Genomic DNA, 17,563 nt, shown 5'->3' with positions numbered 1-17,563 from the left:
GTCGTCACGGCGGCATCACCACCGTCGTTCTCTCCCCGGCCCTCTCGCCGACGGCCTCGGCCGCCTCCGGGGTGAGGATCACCACGGCGACGTCGTCACCGAGGGAGGCCCAGGCCGCACGAGCGGCATCGTGAGTGTCGGCAGGAAGGACGACCGCTCCGGCGAGCCGGAAGCCCGCCACGCGGACGGTCTCACCGATGACGGCGACGTTCGCCATGGCAGGTCAAGCCCGTCCGATGAGGATGATGCCGATGACGAGCCCGTAGATGGCGATCCCTTCCGCCAGGCCGACGATGACGATGGCCCGCCCGAACAGCTCGGGTCGCTCGCTCATCGCGGCGAGCGCCGCCGCTCCGGTGTAGGCGACGGCGATGCCCGCGCCGATCGCCGAGCTGGCGACGGCGATGGCCGCGCCGAGCAGGGCCGCCCAGTTGCCGCCGCCCGGGTCGGCGGTCGCCGTCCCCTGAGCGGAGCCCGCCGTCACGGCGCAGACGAGGAGGATGACCGCGGCGAGCGCGATGACCGCATTGAGCGCGTGCAGTCCTCGTTTCACCCAGACGAACATGGGGCGACCTCCTTGGACGTCGGCGGCAGGTGCCAGGGGCGGAAGGGCCGTCCCTCGGCTTGGAAGACCCTGGAGAACAGCTCGTAGTACTCCAGACGCAGCGCCTGGACACCGGCCACGAGCCCCTCGATCGTCAGCGCCAGCACGTTGCCCAGCAGGAATATCGCCGCCGCAGCGAAGGGGGTGGCGGCCCACAGCCCGGTGGTCGCGCTCCAGACGATCGAGCCGATGGCGGCGTGGGTGAGGCCGAAGGCGGCGAGGCGGGCGAAGGAGGCAATGTTGGCGCCCAGCCGGACGACCGCGTCGAAGAGCTGGATCATCGCCTGGGCGGTCGCGCTCGCGCCGCCTCCCGCTTCGGCGTAGAACCCGACGAAAGCCAGGATCAGGCCCACCACCGCGATCACGCCGCCGGCGGCGGACAGCCAGCCGAGCTTGGCGTACCACCCGAGCAGGGCGAGCCCCAGCCCGAAGAACAGCGCCGAACCCGCCACCCCCGCCGGGGAGTACAGGGTGGCCGGCCAGCCGCCCTCCCGCCACCGGTTCACGACGCCCAGCAGGTAGGCGACCGCGAGCAGCAGCGCGCCACCGGCGAGGGCGGCAGCGAGGAGGGCGATCGGGTCGGCCAGCGGCCGGACCCAGAGCACGGGGACGACGCCCGTGGGGCCGAAGAACTCGCCGTAGAGCAGGCCGAAGAGCATGCTCGCCAGTCCCGCGCCGACGGCGAACGGCCACGCCCGATGGAGGCGGGACAACCATCGCGGGCGCCTGCGATACAGCCCGATCGCCGCGACGAGCAGCAGCAGGCCGTGCCCGACGTCGCCGAACATCATGCCGAACATCAGGACGTACGCGCCGACGGCCAGGGGTGTCGGGTCAATGTCGGCGTACGGCGTCGTCCCGTAGGTGTTGACGAGCGGGGCCAGGTCGCCGCGCAGCCCTTCGGAGCGCAGCAGGGACGGCGCCTCCTTGCCCCGGGGACGGGCGAGCGGCACCACGGCCCCGCCCTCGGGCGCCACCTGGCGCGCGAGTTCGGAGACGACTTTGGCCGGCATCCAGCCGGCGAGCGCCGCCACCTCACCGCGGACGACGGCGCTCTTCGAGACCGCCTGCAGCTGTGCGTCAGGGGGTGTGGCCAGTTCGACGACCCCCGCCGCGCCCACGATCCTCAGCACGTCGTCCAGCGAGCGGGCCGGAGCGACGATCGCCACCCGCTCCATGCGGACGGGCCGCAGCGCCTCTCGCCGGCTCATGGAGCCGGTCCCCGATCGGGTGAGCGCATCGCGGTCACCGCCATGCGGCCTGTTCCAGGGCGGCGCGGACCCGGCGGGCGTCCGCCGCCAGGACGGCGACCGCGCCGAGGACCGGTCCTGCCGTGAATCCCGCCCCGGCCAGGAGGTCGCGCCCTTCGTCTTCCACGCGCTGCCACCAGCGCTCCTCGCCTCGCCACAGCTCGCGGGGATCCTCGATCTCGTGGAGCACCCAGCGTGCCGCCGTGGGAAGCCGCTCGGCCATCTCGCGTATCGACGAGGCGTCGAGCGCGCCCTGTCCGACGAGCACGCGGCAGCGTTCGGCCGGCCTTTCACCTTCTGCCAGATGCGTACGGGCGAGCAGCAGCGCTGTCGCCCCCAAAGCCCACGACCTGGCCTGCGGAACGGTCCCGGCGACCCGTTCGGCCCAGGCCAGGCGCATGCCCAGTTGGATCTCGCGGGGGCTCGTACCACCCGGGTCTCCCCACGGGGAAGCGGCCAGGGCCGCCCGTACCTCGGCGAGGGATCCGCACCGCCGCAGCCTCTCCCACGCGGTGCCCAGCGAGCCCAGGACGAACTCGGGCTCCGCCTCACCTCCCGCGAGCCGGCAGATCAGCTCGTCCGCGTTGGCGAGCTCGAACCAGCGGGCCAGCACGCGGACCATCTGGCCTCCCTCCCGAGGCAGCCAGCCGGCCAGCACACGCAGATGCCACAGCAGTGTGGCCAGGACCGCCCACTGGGCCTCCGCCAGGCTTTGCCCGCGCCGCACGTCATGTCCGTACGGCGTGTCACCCAGCAGAGCGACCGCCTCGCTCACGGAACCGCATGCCGCGATGCGCCGCGCACCCGCCGTCCCAGCCCTCCGCCGGACGAGAGCCCTGGCACGTGTCGCCCCCGCGACCCACGAAGCGGTCATGGCCGATCGTCGGCCAAGGACCTGACCATGTCGGTCACCCGGGCCACCATCTCCGGCATCCGGCCGGCCGAGCGCCTGCGGACACCCTCAGCGGCGGCTGAGGCCTCCCGCAGGAGCTCCGCGACGGCCTGATCATGATCATGGCGGACAAGGGCCGATGACCGTGCGCGCTCCGCATCCGCCTCAGCGTGGGCCGCGGCGACGATGGCCACGGCCTGATCGTGGGCGCGCGCCCGCATGTGGTCGGCACGGCGCCGGGCGTTTTCACGCTCGTTCGCGCACGCGGCCTGGCTGTCGGCGAGTGCCGAGAAGACCGGCGCCAGTTCCTCTGCTTGGTCGGCCACATAGTCGGCGGGGACACCTGCGGGCGCCGCTGCCCCGGGCACGCCGGAGGGACGAAATCGTGCCAGGAAATCGGCCAGCCGGACCATCAGTCACCTCCCCCTTGGGTAATGCCCCCGGCAAAGCCAAAAGTCGGTCAGTTCACGGCCGAATGTCTGCCAGGCTCCGTCAGCACGAGGGTGGTGTCACAGCGACGGGACATCCGGCCGCCGCGAGCGCGGCCTGGGTGACCGGCCCCACCAGCGTCGTGGGCGTCGAGCCGACACCACGACTGCCCAGCACCAGCAGAGTCGCGTCCCGCGCCGCGTCGATCACGGCGCGTTCGGGGCGCCCGGCTACGAACTCCGTCGTAACCGGCACATCCGGGTGCCGGCAGATCAGCGCTGAGACCGCATCACGGAAGCAGGCTTCCGCGCTGACCCGCAACTCTCCGCGATCCACGAAGGGCAGACCGTCCTGCCCGGACAGATCACCGGCATCCTGCCAGCAGCACACCACCGTCACCGAGCCGCCACGCAGCCCCGCCTCCTCGAAGGCGAACTCCAGGGCGCTCTGTCCAGCGGGAGATCCGTCGGCGCCGACCACGATCCGCGCCCCGCCCTCCCTCACCGGAACGTTTTCAGGACCGACGATGACGACAGGCCGGACGCTGTGCGCGGGCACCTGCACGGCCGCCGATCCCACCCGCAGTTCTTCGAAGCCGCCCTGCCCCCGAGATCCGAGCACCGCCAGCTCCGCGTTGCGCGCCGCCTGCAGGAGCACCGCCGTGGCCACACCCTTCCCCAACAGGGGCCGGACATCGAGAGCAGGCGCCAGTTCTCGCGCGTGACGCACGCCTTCCTCCACCACAGCGGCGCCGGTGGCCCTCAACTGGGCCAGAACCTCCTTGTCGACGGGACGCCGAAGATAAGGCCAATGCCAGGCATGGCACACCGCCACAGGAAGCTGACGCAATTGCGCTTCATCCACCGCCCAGCGCAGCGCTTGCTCGCTGCCCGGCGATTCGTCATAGCCGACGACGATGACCCGCTCTTCCGCCCTGACCACAGGAACCTCTGTTTCGGACCACGTCGACATGGTGAACGCCTTTCCCACCGAGGACGTACGAGACCCGGCAGACGGCCAAACCTTGGGAAAGGAGGATCAACGGGAAGCCCAGTAGATGGCCTTTTGATCAGCGCATCCGCCGCAGCAGCTGTGAGGGCGGCTTTTCGCAGGGCGCCACCCTGATCCGGGCGTCCACCGTGGCCGTGCCCTCCGTCGTGACGATGACCGGGTTGAGGTCGAGTTCGGCCACCTGCGGCAGGTCTTCGAGCAGCCGGCTGATCCGTACGACCTGATCGGCCAGGGCGGTGACGTCGACGGGTGGTGAACCTCGGTAGCCGTGCAGCAGCGGGGCGCAGCGCAGCTCGTTGATCATGGCGATGGCGTCGACGACGGGCGGCACCCGGAAGGCGCGGTCGGCCAGCAGATCGGCCAGCACGCCGCCCATGCCGACCATGACCAGCGGCCCGAACACCGGGTAGTTCAGGCCGCCCACGATGATCTCCACGCCTCCGTACAACATGTGCTGGACGATCGCGCCCGTCATGTCCGCGCCTATCCGTGCCAACATGTCGTGATATGCCTGCCGTACCTCGTCCAGGGTCTGGAGGTTGAGCCGGACCCCGCCGACCTCGCTCTTGTGGACGGGACCGGTGGCCTTGAGCACCACGGGCAGCCCGACGCGGGAGGCCGCCCCGGCAGCGGCCTCAGGGCTGTCCGCGTCGACGGACTCCACCGGGGTCACGCCGTAGCAGCCGAGCAGCCGGGCGGCATCGGCGGGTGACAGCCAGCCACCGTCCGGGTGCGCCGCCAACTCCGCCTGGACGATCTCCCTGGCGGTCTTCTCGTCTGCCGGCGGAGGCACCGGGACGGGTTCGACGGGGCGGCCGCGCCATTCGGCGTAGCGCACGACGTGGGCCAGCGCCTGGACGGCCTGCTCGGGGAAGGCGTAGCTCGGTACGCGGCCGTCGATCAGGCCGTCGTGGCCGACGACGCAGGTCAGCACGGTCTTGGCCGCCGTCTTGGTGGCGTCCGCGATGGCCTGACGGGTCGCGTCCAGGCCGTCGCCGAACGGCGGGGTGTAAACGACGAGGACCGCGTCGACGGCGGACGAGGCGGCAAGGACCTCGACGGCGGCGCCGATCTCGGCGGCGGTGGCGTCGGCGGTCAAGTCCAGCGGATTGCCCAGCGCGGCCGCCGCACGAGCCTCCAACAGCCCGGGCGGCAGCTCGGGAACGACCAGGCCGTGGGCCTCGCAGGAGTCGGCGGCCATCGCCTGCGGCCCACCCGAATTGCCCACGATGGCCACGCGGCGACCGGTCGGCAGAGGTTGAGCGGCCAGCAGCTTGGCGACGTCGATCAGCTCGTGCACGCTGTCGAGCCGGATCACGCCGGCGGCCCGGGTGAGCGCGTCCACCGCCACGTCCGGAGTGGCCGCGGCGGCGGTGTGCGAGCGCACCGCCCGGCCGCCGGCCTCGCCGCGGCCGCTCTTGACCAGCAGCACCGGCTTGCGCTTGCCGACCCGGCGGGCGATACGGGCGAACTTGCGCGGGTTGCCGAACGACTCCAGATACAGCGCGATCACGCAGGTGTCGTCGTCGTCCTCCCAGTACTCCAGCAGGTCGTTGCTGCTGACGTCGGCCTTGTTGCCGACCGACACGAACGACGACACGTCCAGCCGGTCCAGCAGCGCCGCGCCCACGGCGCCGGACTGCGACATCAACGCCACGCACCCACGGACCGGCCGGTGCGGCAGGAAGCTGGCATTCAGCCAGGCTCCGGTGTTGACCACGCCCAGGCAGTTCGGGCCGATCAGCCGCATCCCGGCCGTACGGCACACCCGCAGCAGCTCCGACTCGGCCGCGCGCTGCCCGGCCTCGGCGAACCCCGACGTCAGCACCACCAGCCCGGCCACTCCGGCCGCCGCGCAGTCACGCGCCACGTCCAGCACCTGCCGGGCGGGCACCGCCACGACCGCCAGGTCCACACCGTCGGGCACCTTGGGGTGGCAGGCCAGTCCGGCGATCTCGCTCGCGTTCGGATTGACGGGATGGATCGGCCCGCAGAAGCCGCCGTCAATGAGGTTGCGCAGCACCTGGTGCCCGATGGCGTGCTCGTCGCGGCTCGCACCGATCACCGCCACCGAACGGGGCGCCAGCACCCGCGCCAGCGAAGCCCTCTCCGCCTCGTGGTCGCGGGCCTCGATGGCCGCCATCAGCCTGGGGGTGGGCTCGGCGGCGACGCTGACGTGCAGCGTGCCGCCCTCGAAGGACTGCTCCACCTTCAGGCCCAGGTCGCGCAGCACCTGGATCATCGGCCGGTTCTCGGCCAGCACGTCGGCCACCAGCTCGCGGATGCCATGCTCGGCGGCGTCCACGGCGAGGTGCTCCAGCAGCAGCGTGCCGAGGCCGTGCCCGTGCACGGCGTCGTCGAGAAGGATGCCCAGGTCGGCGCGGCCGGCCTCCATGGGGATGTACTCGGCTATCGCGACCAGCCGGCCGTGCAGGCCGGCCACCCGCGCGCGGCCGTCGTAGCCGTCACCGGTGATGCGATCGATGTAGGCGTGGGCGGTGTTGCGGCCGCCGGTGAAGAACCTCAGGTAGGCCGAGCGCTCGGACGAGCGGTCCACCAGCTCGTGCAGGCCCTCCCGGTCGGCGGGGCGCAGCGGGCGTACATGAGCGATGCCACCGTCGCGCAGCAGCACGTCGTATCCCTCATCAGGCATGCCGGGCTCCCGTCCAGCCGAGTTCTGGCCCTTCAGAACCTGACGTTTCCGCACGACGGGCGTGCCCGGCAGTGCCGGACGACCTTCCGGCCGGGGACCAAGGTCCCGGCGGGCCGGGTCGCCCGGCCCTACGGCGGGTTCCGGGAGTGCTCCGACACTGAAGGTGATGACTCCCTGCCCGTGGAAGGGGCCCGAGGACATGGACCACATCGTGCTCGGCTACGACGGCTCGGACTTCGCGATGCAGGCCCTGGATTGGGCGCTGGACGAGGCCGAGCTGCGCAAGCTGCCGCTGACGCTCGCCCACGCCTGGCAGTGGCCGTACGGCGACGCGGAGGAGGAGGCCAAGGCCCACCTGCGTAAGGCGGCCGATCACGTGTTGTGGCACGGCGCCGAGTGCGCCCGCTCGACCAGTTCGGGCGTGCAGGTCGAGACCGACCTGTACGAAGGCTCGGCGGCCCAGCGCCTGGTCGAGCTTTCCGGCGATGCCACGCTCGTCGTGGTGGGCTCCCGCGGGCTGAGCGCGCTTCCCAGGGCCGTCGTCGGCTCGGTGGCCGGATATGTCGCCGCTCATGCCGAGCGCCCCGTGATCGTGGTACGCGGCCCGGGTCCCCTCCCCGCGCCGACGGATCCAGGACCGATCGTCGTGGCCGACAGGGAGCCGGATGCCTCCGTCGTGGAATTCGCGTTCGGGGAGGCCGCCCTGCGTCAGGTGCCGGTGTCCGCCTCGGCGGACCTGACCGAGTGGGCGGCGAGCCACCCGGAAGTCCGCGTCCAGGCCGGTGAGGCTCCCGATCACGCGACGCTCATGGTCGTCGGGCGCAGGCGCGCCGCCTGGTTCGGCGCGGCGGACTCACTCCTCCAGCACGCTCCATGCCCTGTGGCGGTGGTGTCCGAAAGGTGAGTCACGGCGTGCTGCACCGCGCTCACTGCCCGGTCGCCGCGGTACAGCCACCCGGGATGCCGCGCAGGCGCACGGCGGTGACCTTGTACTCCGGGCATGAGGTCACGGTGTCGGCATGGTCGGAGGTGAGGGCGTTCGCCCCGCTGGAGGAGAAGTGGAAGGTGCAGAAGAGCTGGCCCGGCGTGACCTCCTCGGTGATCCGTGCCGGGAACGTGGCCTGCCCGTGCCGGCTTTCGACCAGCACTGTGTCGCCGTCGCGGACGGCGTGCCGGGCGGCGTCGGCGGGATGCAGGTCAATGTGATCCGAAGGGTCGAGTTCGAGGGTGCCGGAGCGCCGGGTCATGTTGCCGGAGTTGTAGTGCGCCCACCGGCGGCCCGTGATCAGGACCAGGGGGTAGTCGTCGTCGGGGCTTTCGCCGGGCGGCAGGTAGGGGCGGGCGGCCAGGTGCGCGAGCCCGTCCGGAGTGGCGAATCGGTCCAGGTAGAGCTTGGCCTCTCCGGGATGTTCGGGATCGGGGCACGGCCAGGGGATGGCGCCTTCGCGATCCAGCCGCCGGTGGGAGATCCCGGCGAACATCGGCGCCACCCGGCCGCATTCGGCCAGCGCCTCGGCGGGGGTCGGGCAGCCCAGGTCGGCGCCGTAGGCGGCGGCGATCGCGTGCACGATGGCGAAGTCCGTACGGGCCTGACCGGGCGGGGCGAGAGCGGGCCGCACGCGCTGGAAACGCCGGTCGAAGTTGACGAAGGTGCCGTCCTTCTCCAGCCAGGACGCGGCGGGCAGGACCACGTCGGCGTGGCGAGCGGTCTCGGACAGGAACAGCTCCTGGCTGATGACCAGCGGGCAGGACCTCAGGGCCTCGACGACCTGGTTGGTGTCGGGGTCGGTGGCGCACACGTCCTCCCCGACGATCCACAGGGCCCGCAGGGCCCCTGTGCGTGCCGCCGCGAACATCTGCGGGATGCGCAGGCCGTCGTGGTCCGGCAGCCGGGTGCCCCACACCTGCTCGGCCCGCTCGCGCGCGACGCGGTCGGTGACCCTTGCGTAGCCGGGGAGCAGGTCGGGCAGGGCGCCCATGTCGGAGGCGCCCTGGACGTTGTTCTGCCCTCTGAGGGGGTTCACGCCGAACCCGTGGCCGGTGCCGACCGCGCCGCGCAGGATCGCCAGGTTCGCCAGGGTGCGCACGCCGTCGGTGCCGTGCAGGTGCTCGGTCACGCCGAGCCCGTAGACGATGGCCGGCCGCTTGGCCAGCCCGTACAGGCGTGCCGCCGCGACCAGATCCGCCGCGGGCACGCCGGTGACCTCGGCCACCCGATCGGGCGGGTAGCCGGCCAGGATCGCGGTCAGCTCCGGCAACCCCCTGGCGCGGTGCCGCAGGAATTCCTCGTCCACCAGGCCCTGCGCGAGCAGCACGTTGGCCAGGCCGTTGAACAAGGCGACGTTGGTCCCCGGGCGGGGCCGCAGGTGCACGTCGGCGTAGGTCGCGAGCCCGACGGCCCGCGGGTCGGCGACGACCAGGCGCGTGCCGCGCAGCACCCGCTGCAGCAGCCGCGCCCCGACGACCGGGTGCGCCTCGACGGGGTTCGCGCCCACCACGAGCAGGCAGTCGGCGCGCTCCACGTCCTCCAAGGCGTCGGTGCCGCCGGACAGGCCGAACGCGGCCGTCAGCCCGGCGGCGGACGGGGAATGGCACAGCCGCGAGCAGTTGTCGACGCTGTTGGTGCCGATGACGACGCGCATGAACTTCTGGATCAGGTAGTTCTCCTCGTTGGTGGCCCGGGCCGAGGTGATCGCCGCCACCGCGTCGGGGCCCGCCTCGGCCACCGCGGCCCGCAGCCCGCGGGCGATGTGGTCGAGCGCCTCGTCCCAGCTCACCGGCTCCAGCCCGGAACGGCGGCGCAGCAGCGGCCGGGTGATCCGCTCGGGAGAGCGCAGGAACCCGTGGGCGAAGCGGCCCTTCACACACGCGTGCCCCCGGTTGACCGGGCCGTCCTTGGCCGGGCGCACCGCGGCGACCTCGCCGTCGCGGGTCAGAACGTCGAGTGCGCAGCCGACGCCGCAGTATCCACAGGTGGTACGCGTACGGGTGAGCGCGGCCACCTGAGTCCCGAGCGGCAACCCCGGCTCGGTGAGAGCGCCGGTGGGGCACGTGTCCACGCAGCCACCGCACGCGACGCAGTCCGATTCCGCCCAGGGGCCACCGGTGCCGGGCGCGACCACCGTCTCCGAGCCGCGCCCCACCAGCGTCAGCGCGAACGTGCCCTGGACCTCGGCGCACATCCGCACGCAGCGGCCACAGGCGATGCACAGATCCCGGTCGAGCTGGACGAACGGATGAGAGTGGTCCCGGCCCCGATCGGCACCGCCTTGAGCGGCTTCCGGTCCGATGCCCAGGGCCCGGCACACCCGGGCCAGCTCGCCATCCCCCTCCAGCGCCTGGGGCGGAAGCGCCGAGACGATCAGCTCCACGGCGTCATGGCGCAACCGGCGCAGGTCCTCTTCCTCGACGCTCACCTGGGCGCCGTCCACCGCGGGCGTCACGCAGGCCGCCACGACTCGCCCGTCGAGCCGTACCAGGCAGGCCCGGCAGGAGCCCACGGGCGTCAGCCGGTCGTCATGGCAGAGCGCGGGAAGATCACGGCCCGCCGACCGCACCGCCCGCAGCACCGAGACCTCCTCCGGGAGATCGACGACGGCGCCCTCCACCGTGACCCTCATCCGCCCCACCCCCGCAGACGATCCCCGTAGGCGCGGACCAGGCTCCGCACCGCATGCGGCAGCCGGCGGCCGAACGCACACAAACTGGCCTCGCTCATCACGTTCAACATGCCGGTGTACGCCTCGCCGGGCGGAACTCCGGACCTGACCTGCTCCAGCCCGCGACGGGAGCCGACCCGGCACGGCGAGCAGGCTCCGCAACTCTCCGCCGCGGCGAAGGCCCATACGTGCCGCAGCACATCGAGCGGCTCCAGCCGCCGATCGACGGCCACCAACCCGGCATGACCCAGCGCGGCGCCGTATCCCGCCAGCCCCGCCTCCGTGAGCGGCACGTCAAGGTCCTCTTCTGCGAGGAAGCCGCCCAGCGGGCCGCCGACCTGCAGCACACCGAGCTCGGCCCCTTCCTTCAAGCCGCCGCCCAGCTCGGTGACGATCCACCGCACCGGCACGCCGAGCTCGACCTCATAGCAGCCGGGCCGGGCGAACCGCTCCGACAGGCAGACCAGCTTCGTACCGGTCTCGCCGGGCGTGCCGCGACGGGCGTACGCCTCGCCACCGCGGCTGACGATCCACGGCACCGCGGCCAGCGTCTCGACGTTGTTGACCACGGTCGGCGCATCCCACAGACCCTGGCTGGTCGGATACGGCGGGCGCGCCCGCGCGCAGCCACGACCGCCCTCCAGCCCCGCGATCAGCGCCGTCTCCTCACCCGCGACGTAGGAGCCGGCGCCGGCCACCACCTCCACGTCCAGGTCCACGTCGCTGCCGTGCACCCGCCGGCCGAGGTGGCCGTCCGCGCGGGCCTGCTCCACGGCCTGCCGCATCGCCGCCAGCGCCCGGGGATATTCCGAACGCACCAGCACCAGACCACGGCGAGCCCCGCAGGCGAAGCAGGCCAGCGCCAGCCCTTCCAGCACGCGGGCCGGGTCGGCCTCCATCAGCAACCGGTCGGCGTACGAGCCCGGATCGCCCTCGTCGCCGTTGGCGATCACCACCGTGTCCGGAGAGCCGCCCGCCGCCGCCCACTTGGCCGCCACGGGAAAGCCCGCTCCGCCCCGGCCACGCAGCCCGGAGGCCGCGACCTCGGACCGGACCAGCTCCGGCGAGCGGCGGCGGACGGTTTCCTCCCAGGTCCGCCACTCGGCTTCACCTGCCACGATCCCGGCCAGCACGACCGGGTCCCCGGTGGCGTCGGACGCCGGGATCGGTGGTGCGTGCGGTTGCGTACGTCCGGCCACCTGATCGACGACGTCCGGCCCGGTACAGGGGACCTCTCCGTCCAGGCAGGCGGGCCCGGCGTAGCAGTAACCGAGGCAGCGGACCGTCTGCAGGGAGACGCCGGCTTCCCGGTCCGGAGCGTCATCGGCCTTGACACCGAGCACGTCCTGGATGGCAGGCAGCTGCCGGCCCGCCTGCGCCGCGAAGCACGCGGTCGCGGCACAGACCCGCACATGGCGGCGCCCGTGCGGGACAGCCAGGTCCGCGTAGAAGGTGGCCGGACCCAGCCCCGCCGCCGCGGGCAGCCCGAACCGCCTGGCCACCTCCGGCGCCCAGCTTTCAGGCCCTTCCCTCTGCTCTTCGGCGTCTCCGGCAAGAGCCTCGATCAGGCGGACACCTGGCCGCCCGCGCCGCTCAGCCAGGGCGCGAAATGCATCGAAAGGGTCGCATCACGTATTTCTTCTTGCCCATTTCCCGGATAACAGACACGCGCTCACCTGCTCCTACCTGCGGTTCCGTCCGGTTCGGTGATGAAGTGCAGCCCCTGGGAAGCCAGGCGCTCTTCCAACTCGCCGGAGCTTCGGGGGGCCGCGTCGGGCAGGAGGTAGAACTCCTCCAGCAGGGCGCGTGCGGCGTCGTTGTCGCTGACCGCCCAGTCCCAGAGCACGTGCTCGCCGTCGGTGGTGACGTCGAAGGCGAAGAACGCGCAACACGCCCTTTCCCGGGCGGCCAGATCCCGTACCTGCGCTTCGACGCCGGGCTCGGCGCGCAGCAGGAAGCGGATGCCCTCGGCGGTCTTCTCCCGGCCGACGAGGTGCCGGCCGAACAGGCGCCGGTACTCGTCCAGGCGCTGCTTCGGGGTGTCGGGGGCAGCGGTCATGTCGCAGACGACGGGGGTGGAGGCGGGCGGGATGTCCATGGCGGGACTCCTTCGCGAAGGGGCGTCCTGCGGTCTTGTGACGCCGTCTCCCGAACCCTAAAGTCTGGACCATACTCCAGAGTCAAGAGGTGAAGCCGCGTGAAGATCGGACAGGTGGCCGGCGAAGCCGGAGTGAGCGTGGACACGGTGCGCTTCTACGAGCGACGCGGGGTGTTGCCCGCCGCCGAGCGCAGGCCGTCGGGTTATCGCATCTTCGACCCCTCGGCGGTGGAAAGGATCCGCTTCGCCAAGGGCCTGCAGGAGCTGGGTTTCACCCTGGACGAGGTGGTCGACGCGCTGGCCGCGCACGATGCGGGCGGGACGACCTGCGAGAGCGAGCGGTGGCGGCTGGAGGCGGTGGTGGACCGGATCGAGGCGAAGATGGCCGAGCTGGCCGAAGCCCGGCGTGCCGCCGTGAAGAGCCTGGAAGACTGCCGCACCGGCCACTGCCGGTTCGCCCAAGCCTGGCGCGGGTGAAAGGCCCGGGAACCGGGTGGTCGCCGGACACGGCCGCCGGGATGAAGGCCGGCGCCAAGGCCACCGTCATACGCGGGGCGTGAACTGCTTCAGATCGTAGATGCCGAGCGTCTTTTCGATGTCGGCCACCTGCCCGACGACGCCGGTGAAGCCGGCTGCGCCGAAACGGCGGTGCTCCTCGTCTTCGAAGGTCTCGGCCAGCTCGGCGAATTCCTTGGGCGGGATGACGTCCCGCATGGCGGGGAAGACCACGGTGTCCTCGCGGGCCTCGTGTGGCTCGTACATGCGGATGAAGGCGGCCATGTTCGTGACCAGGTCGCGGCGGGCCTGCTGGGGGGTGGGTCTGGCGGTGGCGTCCAGGATGCGGCCGGTCAGGACGCGTCCGCGCCGGTGCTGCTGGACGAGCACCGGGACGGTGTCGGTCAACTTGCCGGCCTTGACCAGGCGCGGGAAGACGTAGCGCTCTTCGAGCTGCTCGTGGTACTCCTCGATGAAGGTGCGGATGATCCCTGCCCCGGCGTGCAGCGGCTGCGCGGGGACCTGCTCGCCGACGTTGATCCGCCGGATACCCTCGCGATAGATCAGCAGTACGCGTTTGAGAACCCCGTGCTCGCGCATGAGGTCCTCCGGTGGCGTGACCGGCATCTGCTCCGGAGTGGGGGCAGGCGTGGGCGTTGCGGCGTTGCCGGCTTGTTGAGCGGCTTGTTGTGGGGCTTGTTGAGCGGCGCCGCAACCGGTCAGCACCGCCGAGCCGCAGGCCAGGGCGGCAGGCAACCCGAGCACCTCGCGGCGGCGCACGATCGGTGTCTCGCGGTCGCTGCTTGCCTGTTTCCTCATCTTCAGCTCCGGCCCCCTGAACCAGTCCGATACGGGCCAGTGTGACCGCATCACGCCAGGTGTCTGCCCGCCCCCCGATGAGCTGATGCGGCAATTCGGGTAATGCTTGCCTCAGCTCACCCCGGCTCGTCACCTTGGCGGGGCTGTACGGCGCGCGGTGCCGTTCAGACGTGCCTCGCGGTGGTCGGCGTCGATGAAGATCTGGCGCCCGTGGTAGCGGATCGGCATGGACAGCACCCCGAGCCGGCCGGGCAGCAGCGGGTCCAGCCTCAGCCCGTCCGGCCGCAGCTCCAGGCCCAGGTAGCAGCGTTGCAGGAGGTCGAGGGTGCCGCCCATGGCGCCCAGGTGGATGCCCTCCGCGGTGGTGCCGCCCTGGACGTCCTTGATGTCGCTGTAGAGGGCCTCGGTGAAGAATCTCCAGGACTGCGCCCTGTTCGAGCGGGCCAGCACCCAGGCGTGCACGACCGCGCTGAGCGTCGAGCCGTGGCTGGTGCGGGCCAGGTAGTAGGAGACGGTACGGGGGATCAGCCCTGGTTCGGCAGGGTAGCCGAGCCGCTCCAGGAGGCTGGTCAGCTCGTCGGCGGTCAGGAGGTAGCAGAGCATGAGGGTGTCGGCCTGCTTGGAGGCCTTGTAGCGGTTGACGTCGTCGCCGTCGACCTCCAGCGCCCGGTCCAGCCGCCGTACGCCGCGGTAGCGCTCCCAGTCGAGCTCCAGCAGGTCCCCGTACCCGGTGAACTGGCTGATCACGCCGTCGTGGAAGTCCACCCGCAGGCGGCGGCTGACGTGGTCCCAGCGGGCCAGCTCGTCCGCCGTGGGCCTCAGGTCCGGCGCCAGCGCGGCGGTCTCGCGGGCGCGCATGAGCAACCACGCGGTCATGACGTTGGTGTAGGCGTTGTTGGCCAGCCCCGGCACGTCCGCGCCCGGGTAGGCGTCGTGGTACTCGTCGGGTCCCATGACGCCGCGGATCTCGTAGCGGTCGCCGTGGAGCACCGCCAGCGAGGCGAAGAACCTGGCGATGTCGAGCAGCAGCTCCGCGCACCACGCCGGCATGGAGCCGGTGGCCAGGTAGTGCTGCCACACGTTGTAGGCGACGGCCAGGCCGACGTGCCGCTGCAGGCGCGAGTGGTCGGGCAGCCAGCGTCCGGAAAGGGGGTTGAGGTGGAGGGCCGGGGTCTCCTCGCGGCCGTCGCTGCCGCTCTGCCACGGGAACATCGCGCCCTCGTGCCCGGCCGCCCTGGCCGCGGCCCTGGCCTCCGGCAGCCGCCGCCGGCGGTAGCGCAGCAGGCCGAGCGAGACCTCGGGGAAGCGCAGGGCCAGCCACGGCTGCACGAACAGCTCGTCCCAGAACACGTGCCCCCGGTACGCCTCCCCGTGCAGCCCGCGCGCGGGCACGCCCACGTCGAGGTCGGCGGTGTGCGGGGAGAGCGTCTGGAGCAGGTGGAAGATGTGCAGGTGGATGGCTTGGGACAATCTGGCGCTGCTCACGTCGAGCCGGGCGCGCCCCCACAACCGCTCCCACGCTGCCGCGTGGCGGGCCAGGAGCTCCTCGAAGCATGGCGCGTGGCATACCCGGCCGAGCGCCGACGAGAGAGGATCGTGGCCGGCAGGGTCGCGCGAGGTTGTCAACGCCACGATCTTGGTGAGCGCAGCGGGATCGCCTCGAGCCAGGTTGAGCACATGTTCGGAGGAGACGTGGTCGAGGCCCGGACATACTTGCGCGCCACGTGCATCGGCGTCGATCCTGGCGGCCAGTCCCACGGTGATGTGCGAGCTCCGGGTGCTCGCCGTCAGCCAGGCCACGTCGTTGTCGGAGCCGGTGGCGTGCCCGGTGAGGTGGTCGCCGCGCAGGCCGTGGTAGCGGGCCACGCCCCGGTTGGTCACCCGGCCGTCCAGGGTGGCGCGCACACGTATCGGCCCCGACCAGTTCTCTGCGGTGAACGTGGTCTCCAGGGCGGCCAGGTACGGGTCCGCCATCGACACGACGCGACGCTGCCGTACCCGGGTGACCCGGTCCTCGCCGTCGCGCCAGCGCAGGTCCCGCACCAGCACGCCATGCCACAGGTCGAGCTCATGCCGGTAGGCCGGCAGCGCGGCCCGCTCGGGCCGGAACCACTCGCTTCCCGGGGTGGCGAACGTCAGCGGCAGCCAGTCGGGCAGGTTGACGATGTCCTCGTTGGTCACGGTGCGTCCGGCGACCTCGGAGTCGAGGCGGTCGTAGCAGCCCGCCACGTACGTGCCCGGCGTGCGCGACTCGCCGTCCGGGGTGGCGCCCCGGGTGGCGAACCTGCCGTTGCCGAGCGTGCACAACGCCTCTCTCAGCCCTTCTCGACCGGGATCGAAGCCGTCGTACACGATCTCCCAGGCGGGGCCGATACCGCCCATGTCCAGGACGCTACCCGCGCAAGCCCTGTCCAGCCCTCCCCGGACGCCCCGCCCCCCACGGGCCTCTGCACGCCGATGGCGGGGACGCCAAGGCGCTCCTTCTCCGGTGGGTAGATGCTCCGGATGGCCTGCGTCGACAGCCGCTCCGCACCGCAGACGAAGTCGAGGTCCTGGCCGGGCTGGATCTCGCGCATCCTGCCTCGCCGCACGGACCGAACACTCCGGTCAAATGACGGCCGAACGATCAAGAGGCCAGATCCACGATCACGGGATCTAGCCTCTGGACTGGTGAAACTCTGTGGGGCTACCAGGACTTGAACCTGGGACCTCTTCCTTATCAGGGAAGCGCTCTAACCGACTGAGCTATAGCCCCGCGCACACCGAACGTTATCGCATCCGCAGGACGGAGGCGAACCGGTTGTTCGGACGAGGAAAAGCTTACCGCCTCCAGCGTGCTGCTCGCGCCGTCCCCGCCACGGGGGCCGGCGCGAGCGCCACGGCTACTCGGCCTCGCTGAAGGTCACCTCGACGCCTCCGACCAGGTCAGAGGCGATGTTGTAGATGACCGCCCCCAGCGTGGAGAGCGCGGTGATCAGTACGACGTTCACGGCGCCGATCAGTGCCGTGTAGCCGAGAATGCGCACCGGCTCGAACCAGGAGGCGATGTTGATGGGGATGGAGCTCTGCCCCTGCTCCCCCTGGCCGAGCTGGTTGACCAGGTCGACCAGCGAGTCGAACACGCCCAGGGCCGACAGCACGCCGTACAGGACGGCCACCGCCACGAACAGCACCACGAAGCAGACCAGGGACACCACGAAGCTGAACTTCATGGCCGACCACGGCTCGACACGGCGCAGGACCAGGTGGGCCTTGCGGGGGAGCCGGGACCCCGAGGAGTTCGACGACTTCTTCTTGTTGGGCAGCTCGAGAGCGGGCGGGGCCTCGGTGGCGAGCGACGGACGGACGCGGACCGTGTCGTTGCCCTCCGGAGGCCCCTGCGGGCCGGAGACGGGGCCGGGACCAGGACCGGGACCAGGACCGGGAACAGGGCCGGGGCCCTGGCCGGGAGCGGACGGCGTGGGCTTGGGTGACGGCGCGGGGGCCGTCGACCGCGACTCCTCCTTGGGCGGGCCTGGCTTGCCCTGCGCGGGCGACGTGTCCTTGCCGTCGTCGACCGCGCCGAAGATCTCGGTTTCGTTGGGCTTCTTCGGCTGTTGTCCGTTACCCGAAGCCGCCTTTGTCCTGGCGGTGCCACCCTGGGCGCTCATGAA

Annotated in this window: 15 protein-coding genes and 1 tRNA gene; 2 read left to right on the top strand and 14 right to left on the bottom strand. The window is 71.8% G+C overall.

Annotated elements, in window-relative coordinates; genetic code table 11:
- Positions 1–4 precede the first annotated feature (4 nt).
- The 7 genes from H4W80_RS35465 to H4W80_RS35435 all read right to left on the bottom strand — a co-directional run bounded on the left by H4W80_RS35465 (position 5) and on the right by H4W80_RS35435 (position 6,839).
- Positions 5–217, bottom strand: a complete 213-nt coding sequence (locus tag H4W80_RS35465) for a V-type ATP synthase subunit F (protein ID WP_192789053.1) — start codon at positions 215–217, stop codon at positions 5–7.
- 6 nt (positions 218–223) lie between these two features.
- Positions 224–565, bottom strand: coding sequence for an ATP synthase subunit C (locus H4W80_RS35460; RefSeq protein WP_192789052.1), 342 nt, complete (start codon positions 563–565; stop codon positions 224–226).
- Positions 550–1,815, bottom strand: coding sequence for a V-type ATPase 116kDa subunit family protein (locus tag H4W80_RS35455; RefSeq protein WP_192789051.1), 1,266 nt, complete (start codon positions 1,813–1,815; stop codon positions 550–552). The genes H4W80_RS35460 and H4W80_RS35455 overlap by 16 nt, the downstream gene beginning before the upstream one ends.
- A 34-nt stretch (positions 1,816–1,849) precedes the next feature.
- Positions 1,850–2,629, bottom strand: a complete 780-nt coding sequence (locus H4W80_RS35450; protein WP_192789050.1) for a hypothetical protein — start codon at positions 2,627–2,629, stop codon at positions 1,850–1,852.
- A 95-nt stretch (positions 2,630–2,724) separates the two neighbouring features.
- Positions 2,725–3,159: a hypothetical protein gene (locus H4W80_RS35445; protein WP_192789049.1), complete on the bottom strand. Its 435-nt coding sequence runs from the start codon at positions 3,157–3,159 to the stop codon at positions 2,725–2,727.
- Positions 3,160–3,238: 79 nt separating this feature from the next.
- On the bottom strand, positions 3,239–4,147 hold the full coding sequence (locus H4W80_RS35440; RefSeq protein ID WP_192789048.1) for a universal stress protein: 909 nt from the start codon (positions 4,145–4,147) through the stop codon (positions 3,239–3,241).
- A 97-nt stretch (positions 4,148–4,244) separates the two neighbouring features.
- On the bottom strand, positions 4,245–6,839 hold the full coding sequence (locus H4W80_RS35435; protein ID WP_192789047.1) for a GNAT family N-acetyltransferase: 2,595 nt from the start codon (positions 6,837–6,839) through the stop codon (positions 4,245–4,247).
- A 166-nt stretch (positions 6,840–7,005) separates the two neighbouring features.
- Between H4W80_RS35435 and H4W80_RS35430 the strand changes: the two genes are divergently transcribed.
- Positions 7,006–7,743 carry a universal stress protein gene (locus H4W80_RS35430; RefSeq protein WP_225963837.1) on the top strand — a complete coding sequence of 246 codons (738 nt, stop codon included), beginning with the start codon at positions 7,006–7,008 and terminating at the stop codon, positions 7,741–7,743.
- 22 nt (positions 7,744–7,765) lie between these two features.
- Here H4W80_RS35430 and fdhF read toward each other — a convergent pair whose 3' ends face one another.
- From fdhF to H4W80_RS35415, 3 genes are all read right to left on the bottom strand, one after another.
- Positions 7,766–10,459, bottom strand: coding sequence for a formate dehydrogenase subunit alpha (gene fdhF, locus H4W80_RS35425; RefSeq protein WP_192789046.1), 2,694 nt, complete (start codon positions 10,457–10,459; stop codon positions 7,766–7,768).
- Positions 10,456–12,063, bottom strand: coding sequence for an NAD(P)H-dependent oxidoreductase subunit E (locus tag H4W80_RS35420; RefSeq protein WP_318787633.1), 1,608 nt, complete (start codon positions 12,061–12,063; stop codon positions 10,456–10,458). Before H4W80_RS35420 ends, fdhF begins: the two co-directional genes overlap by 4 nt.
- Before the next feature lie 107 nt (positions 12,064–12,170).
- On the bottom strand, positions 12,171–12,596 hold the full coding sequence (locus H4W80_RS35415) for a hypothetical protein (protein ID WP_192789045.1): 426 nt from the start codon (positions 12,594–12,596) through the stop codon (positions 12,171–12,173).
- Positions 12,597–12,695: 99 nt separating this feature from the next.
- Here H4W80_RS35415 and H4W80_RS35410 point away from each other — a divergent pair, with 99 nt between their 5' ends.
- On the top strand, positions 12,696–13,073 hold the full coding sequence (locus H4W80_RS35410; RefSeq protein WP_192789044.1) for a MerR family transcriptional regulator: 378 nt from the start codon (positions 12,696–12,698) through the stop codon (positions 13,071–13,073).
- A gap of 66 nt (positions 13,074–13,139) precedes the next feature.
- Here the strand turns inward: H4W80_RS35410 and H4W80_RS35405 are convergent, their stop codons facing one another.
- From H4W80_RS35405 to H4W80_RS61450, 4 genes are all read right to left on the bottom strand, one after another.
- The gene (locus tag H4W80_RS35405) at positions 13,140–13,910 is read right to left on the bottom strand and encodes a hemerythrin domain-containing protein (RefSeq protein WP_192789043.1); all 771 of its coding nucleotides are present in this window, start codon (positions 13,908–13,910) and stop codon (positions 13,140–13,142) included.
- A gap of 129 nt (positions 13,911–14,039) precedes the next feature.
- The gene (locus H4W80_RS35400) at positions 14,040–16,292 is read right to left on the bottom strand and encodes a glycoside hydrolase family 65 protein (protein ID WP_192789042.1); all 2,253 of its coding nucleotides are present in this window, start codon (positions 16,290–16,292) and stop codon (positions 14,040–14,042) included.
- A gap of 299 nt (positions 16,293–16,591) precedes the next feature.
- Positions 16,592–16,665 (bottom strand) — tRNA-Ile (locus H4W80_RS35395).
- A 127-nt stretch (positions 16,666–16,792) separates the two neighbouring features.
- A complete protein-coding gene (locus H4W80_RS61450; RefSeq protein ID WP_225963836.1) occupies positions 16,793–17,560 on the bottom strand; it encodes a DUF3566 domain-containing protein in 768 nt (255 codons plus the stop codon).
- Positions 17,561–17,563: the final 3 nt, after the last annotated feature.

It is taken from the genome of Nonomuraea angiospora, assembly GCF_014873145.1.
In the GTDB taxonomy this organism is placed as follows: Bacteria; Actinomycetota; Actinomycetes; order Streptosporangiales; family Streptosporangiaceae; genus Nonomuraea; species Nonomuraea angiospora.
This window is presented reverse-complemented; position numbering and strand designations above follow the sequence as displayed.

Bases quoted from the DNA above. Each gene is read 5' to 3' on its own strand.
- H4W80_RS35465 (WP_192789053.1), bottom strand. From the start codon at position 217: ATGGCGAACGTCGCCGTCATCGGTGAGACCGTCCGCGTGGCGGGCTTC.
- H4W80_RS35460 (WP_192789052.1), bottom strand. From the start codon at position 565: ATGTTCGTCTGGGTGAAACGAGGACTGCACGCGCTCAATGCGGTCATC.
- H4W80_RS35455 (WP_192789051.1), bottom strand. From the start codon at position 1,815: ATGAGCCGGCGAGAGGCGCTGCGGCCCGTCCGCATGGAGCGGGTGGCG.
- H4W80_RS35445 (WP_192789049.1), bottom strand. From the start codon at position 3,159: ATGGTCCGGCTGGCCGATTTCCTGGCACGATTTCGTCCCTCCGGCGTG.
- H4W80_RS35440 (WP_192789048.1), bottom strand. From the start codon at position 4,147: ATGTCGACGTGGTCCGAAACAGAGGTTCCTGTGGTCAGGGCGGAAGAG.
- H4W80_RS35435 (WP_192789047.1), bottom strand. From the start codon at position 6,839: ATGCCTGATGAGGGATACGACGTGCTGCTGCGCGACGGTGGCATCGCT.
- H4W80_RS35430 (WP_225963837.1), top strand. From the start codon at position 7,006: ATGACTCCCTGCCCGTGGAAGGGGCCCGAGGACATGGACCACATCGTG.
- fdhF (WP_192789046.1), bottom strand. From the start codon at position 10,459: ATGAGGGTCACGGTGGAGGGCGCCGTCGTCGATCTCCCGGAGGAGGTC.
- H4W80_RS35415 (WP_192789045.1), bottom strand. From the start codon at position 12,596: ATGGACATCCCGCCCGCCTCCACCCCCGTCGTCTGCGACATGACCGCT.
- H4W80_RS35405 (WP_192789043.1), bottom strand. From the start codon at position 13,910: ATGAGGAAACAGGCAAGCAGCGACCGCGAGACACCGATCGTGCGCCGC.
- H4W80_RS35400 (WP_192789042.1), bottom strand. From the start codon at position 16,292: ATGGGCGGTATCGGCCCCGCCTGGGAGATCGTGTACGACGGCTTCGAT.
- H4W80_RS61450 (WP_225963836.1), bottom strand. From the start codon at position 17,560: ATGAGCGCCCAGGGTGGCACCGCCAGGACAAAGGCGGCTTCGGGTAAC.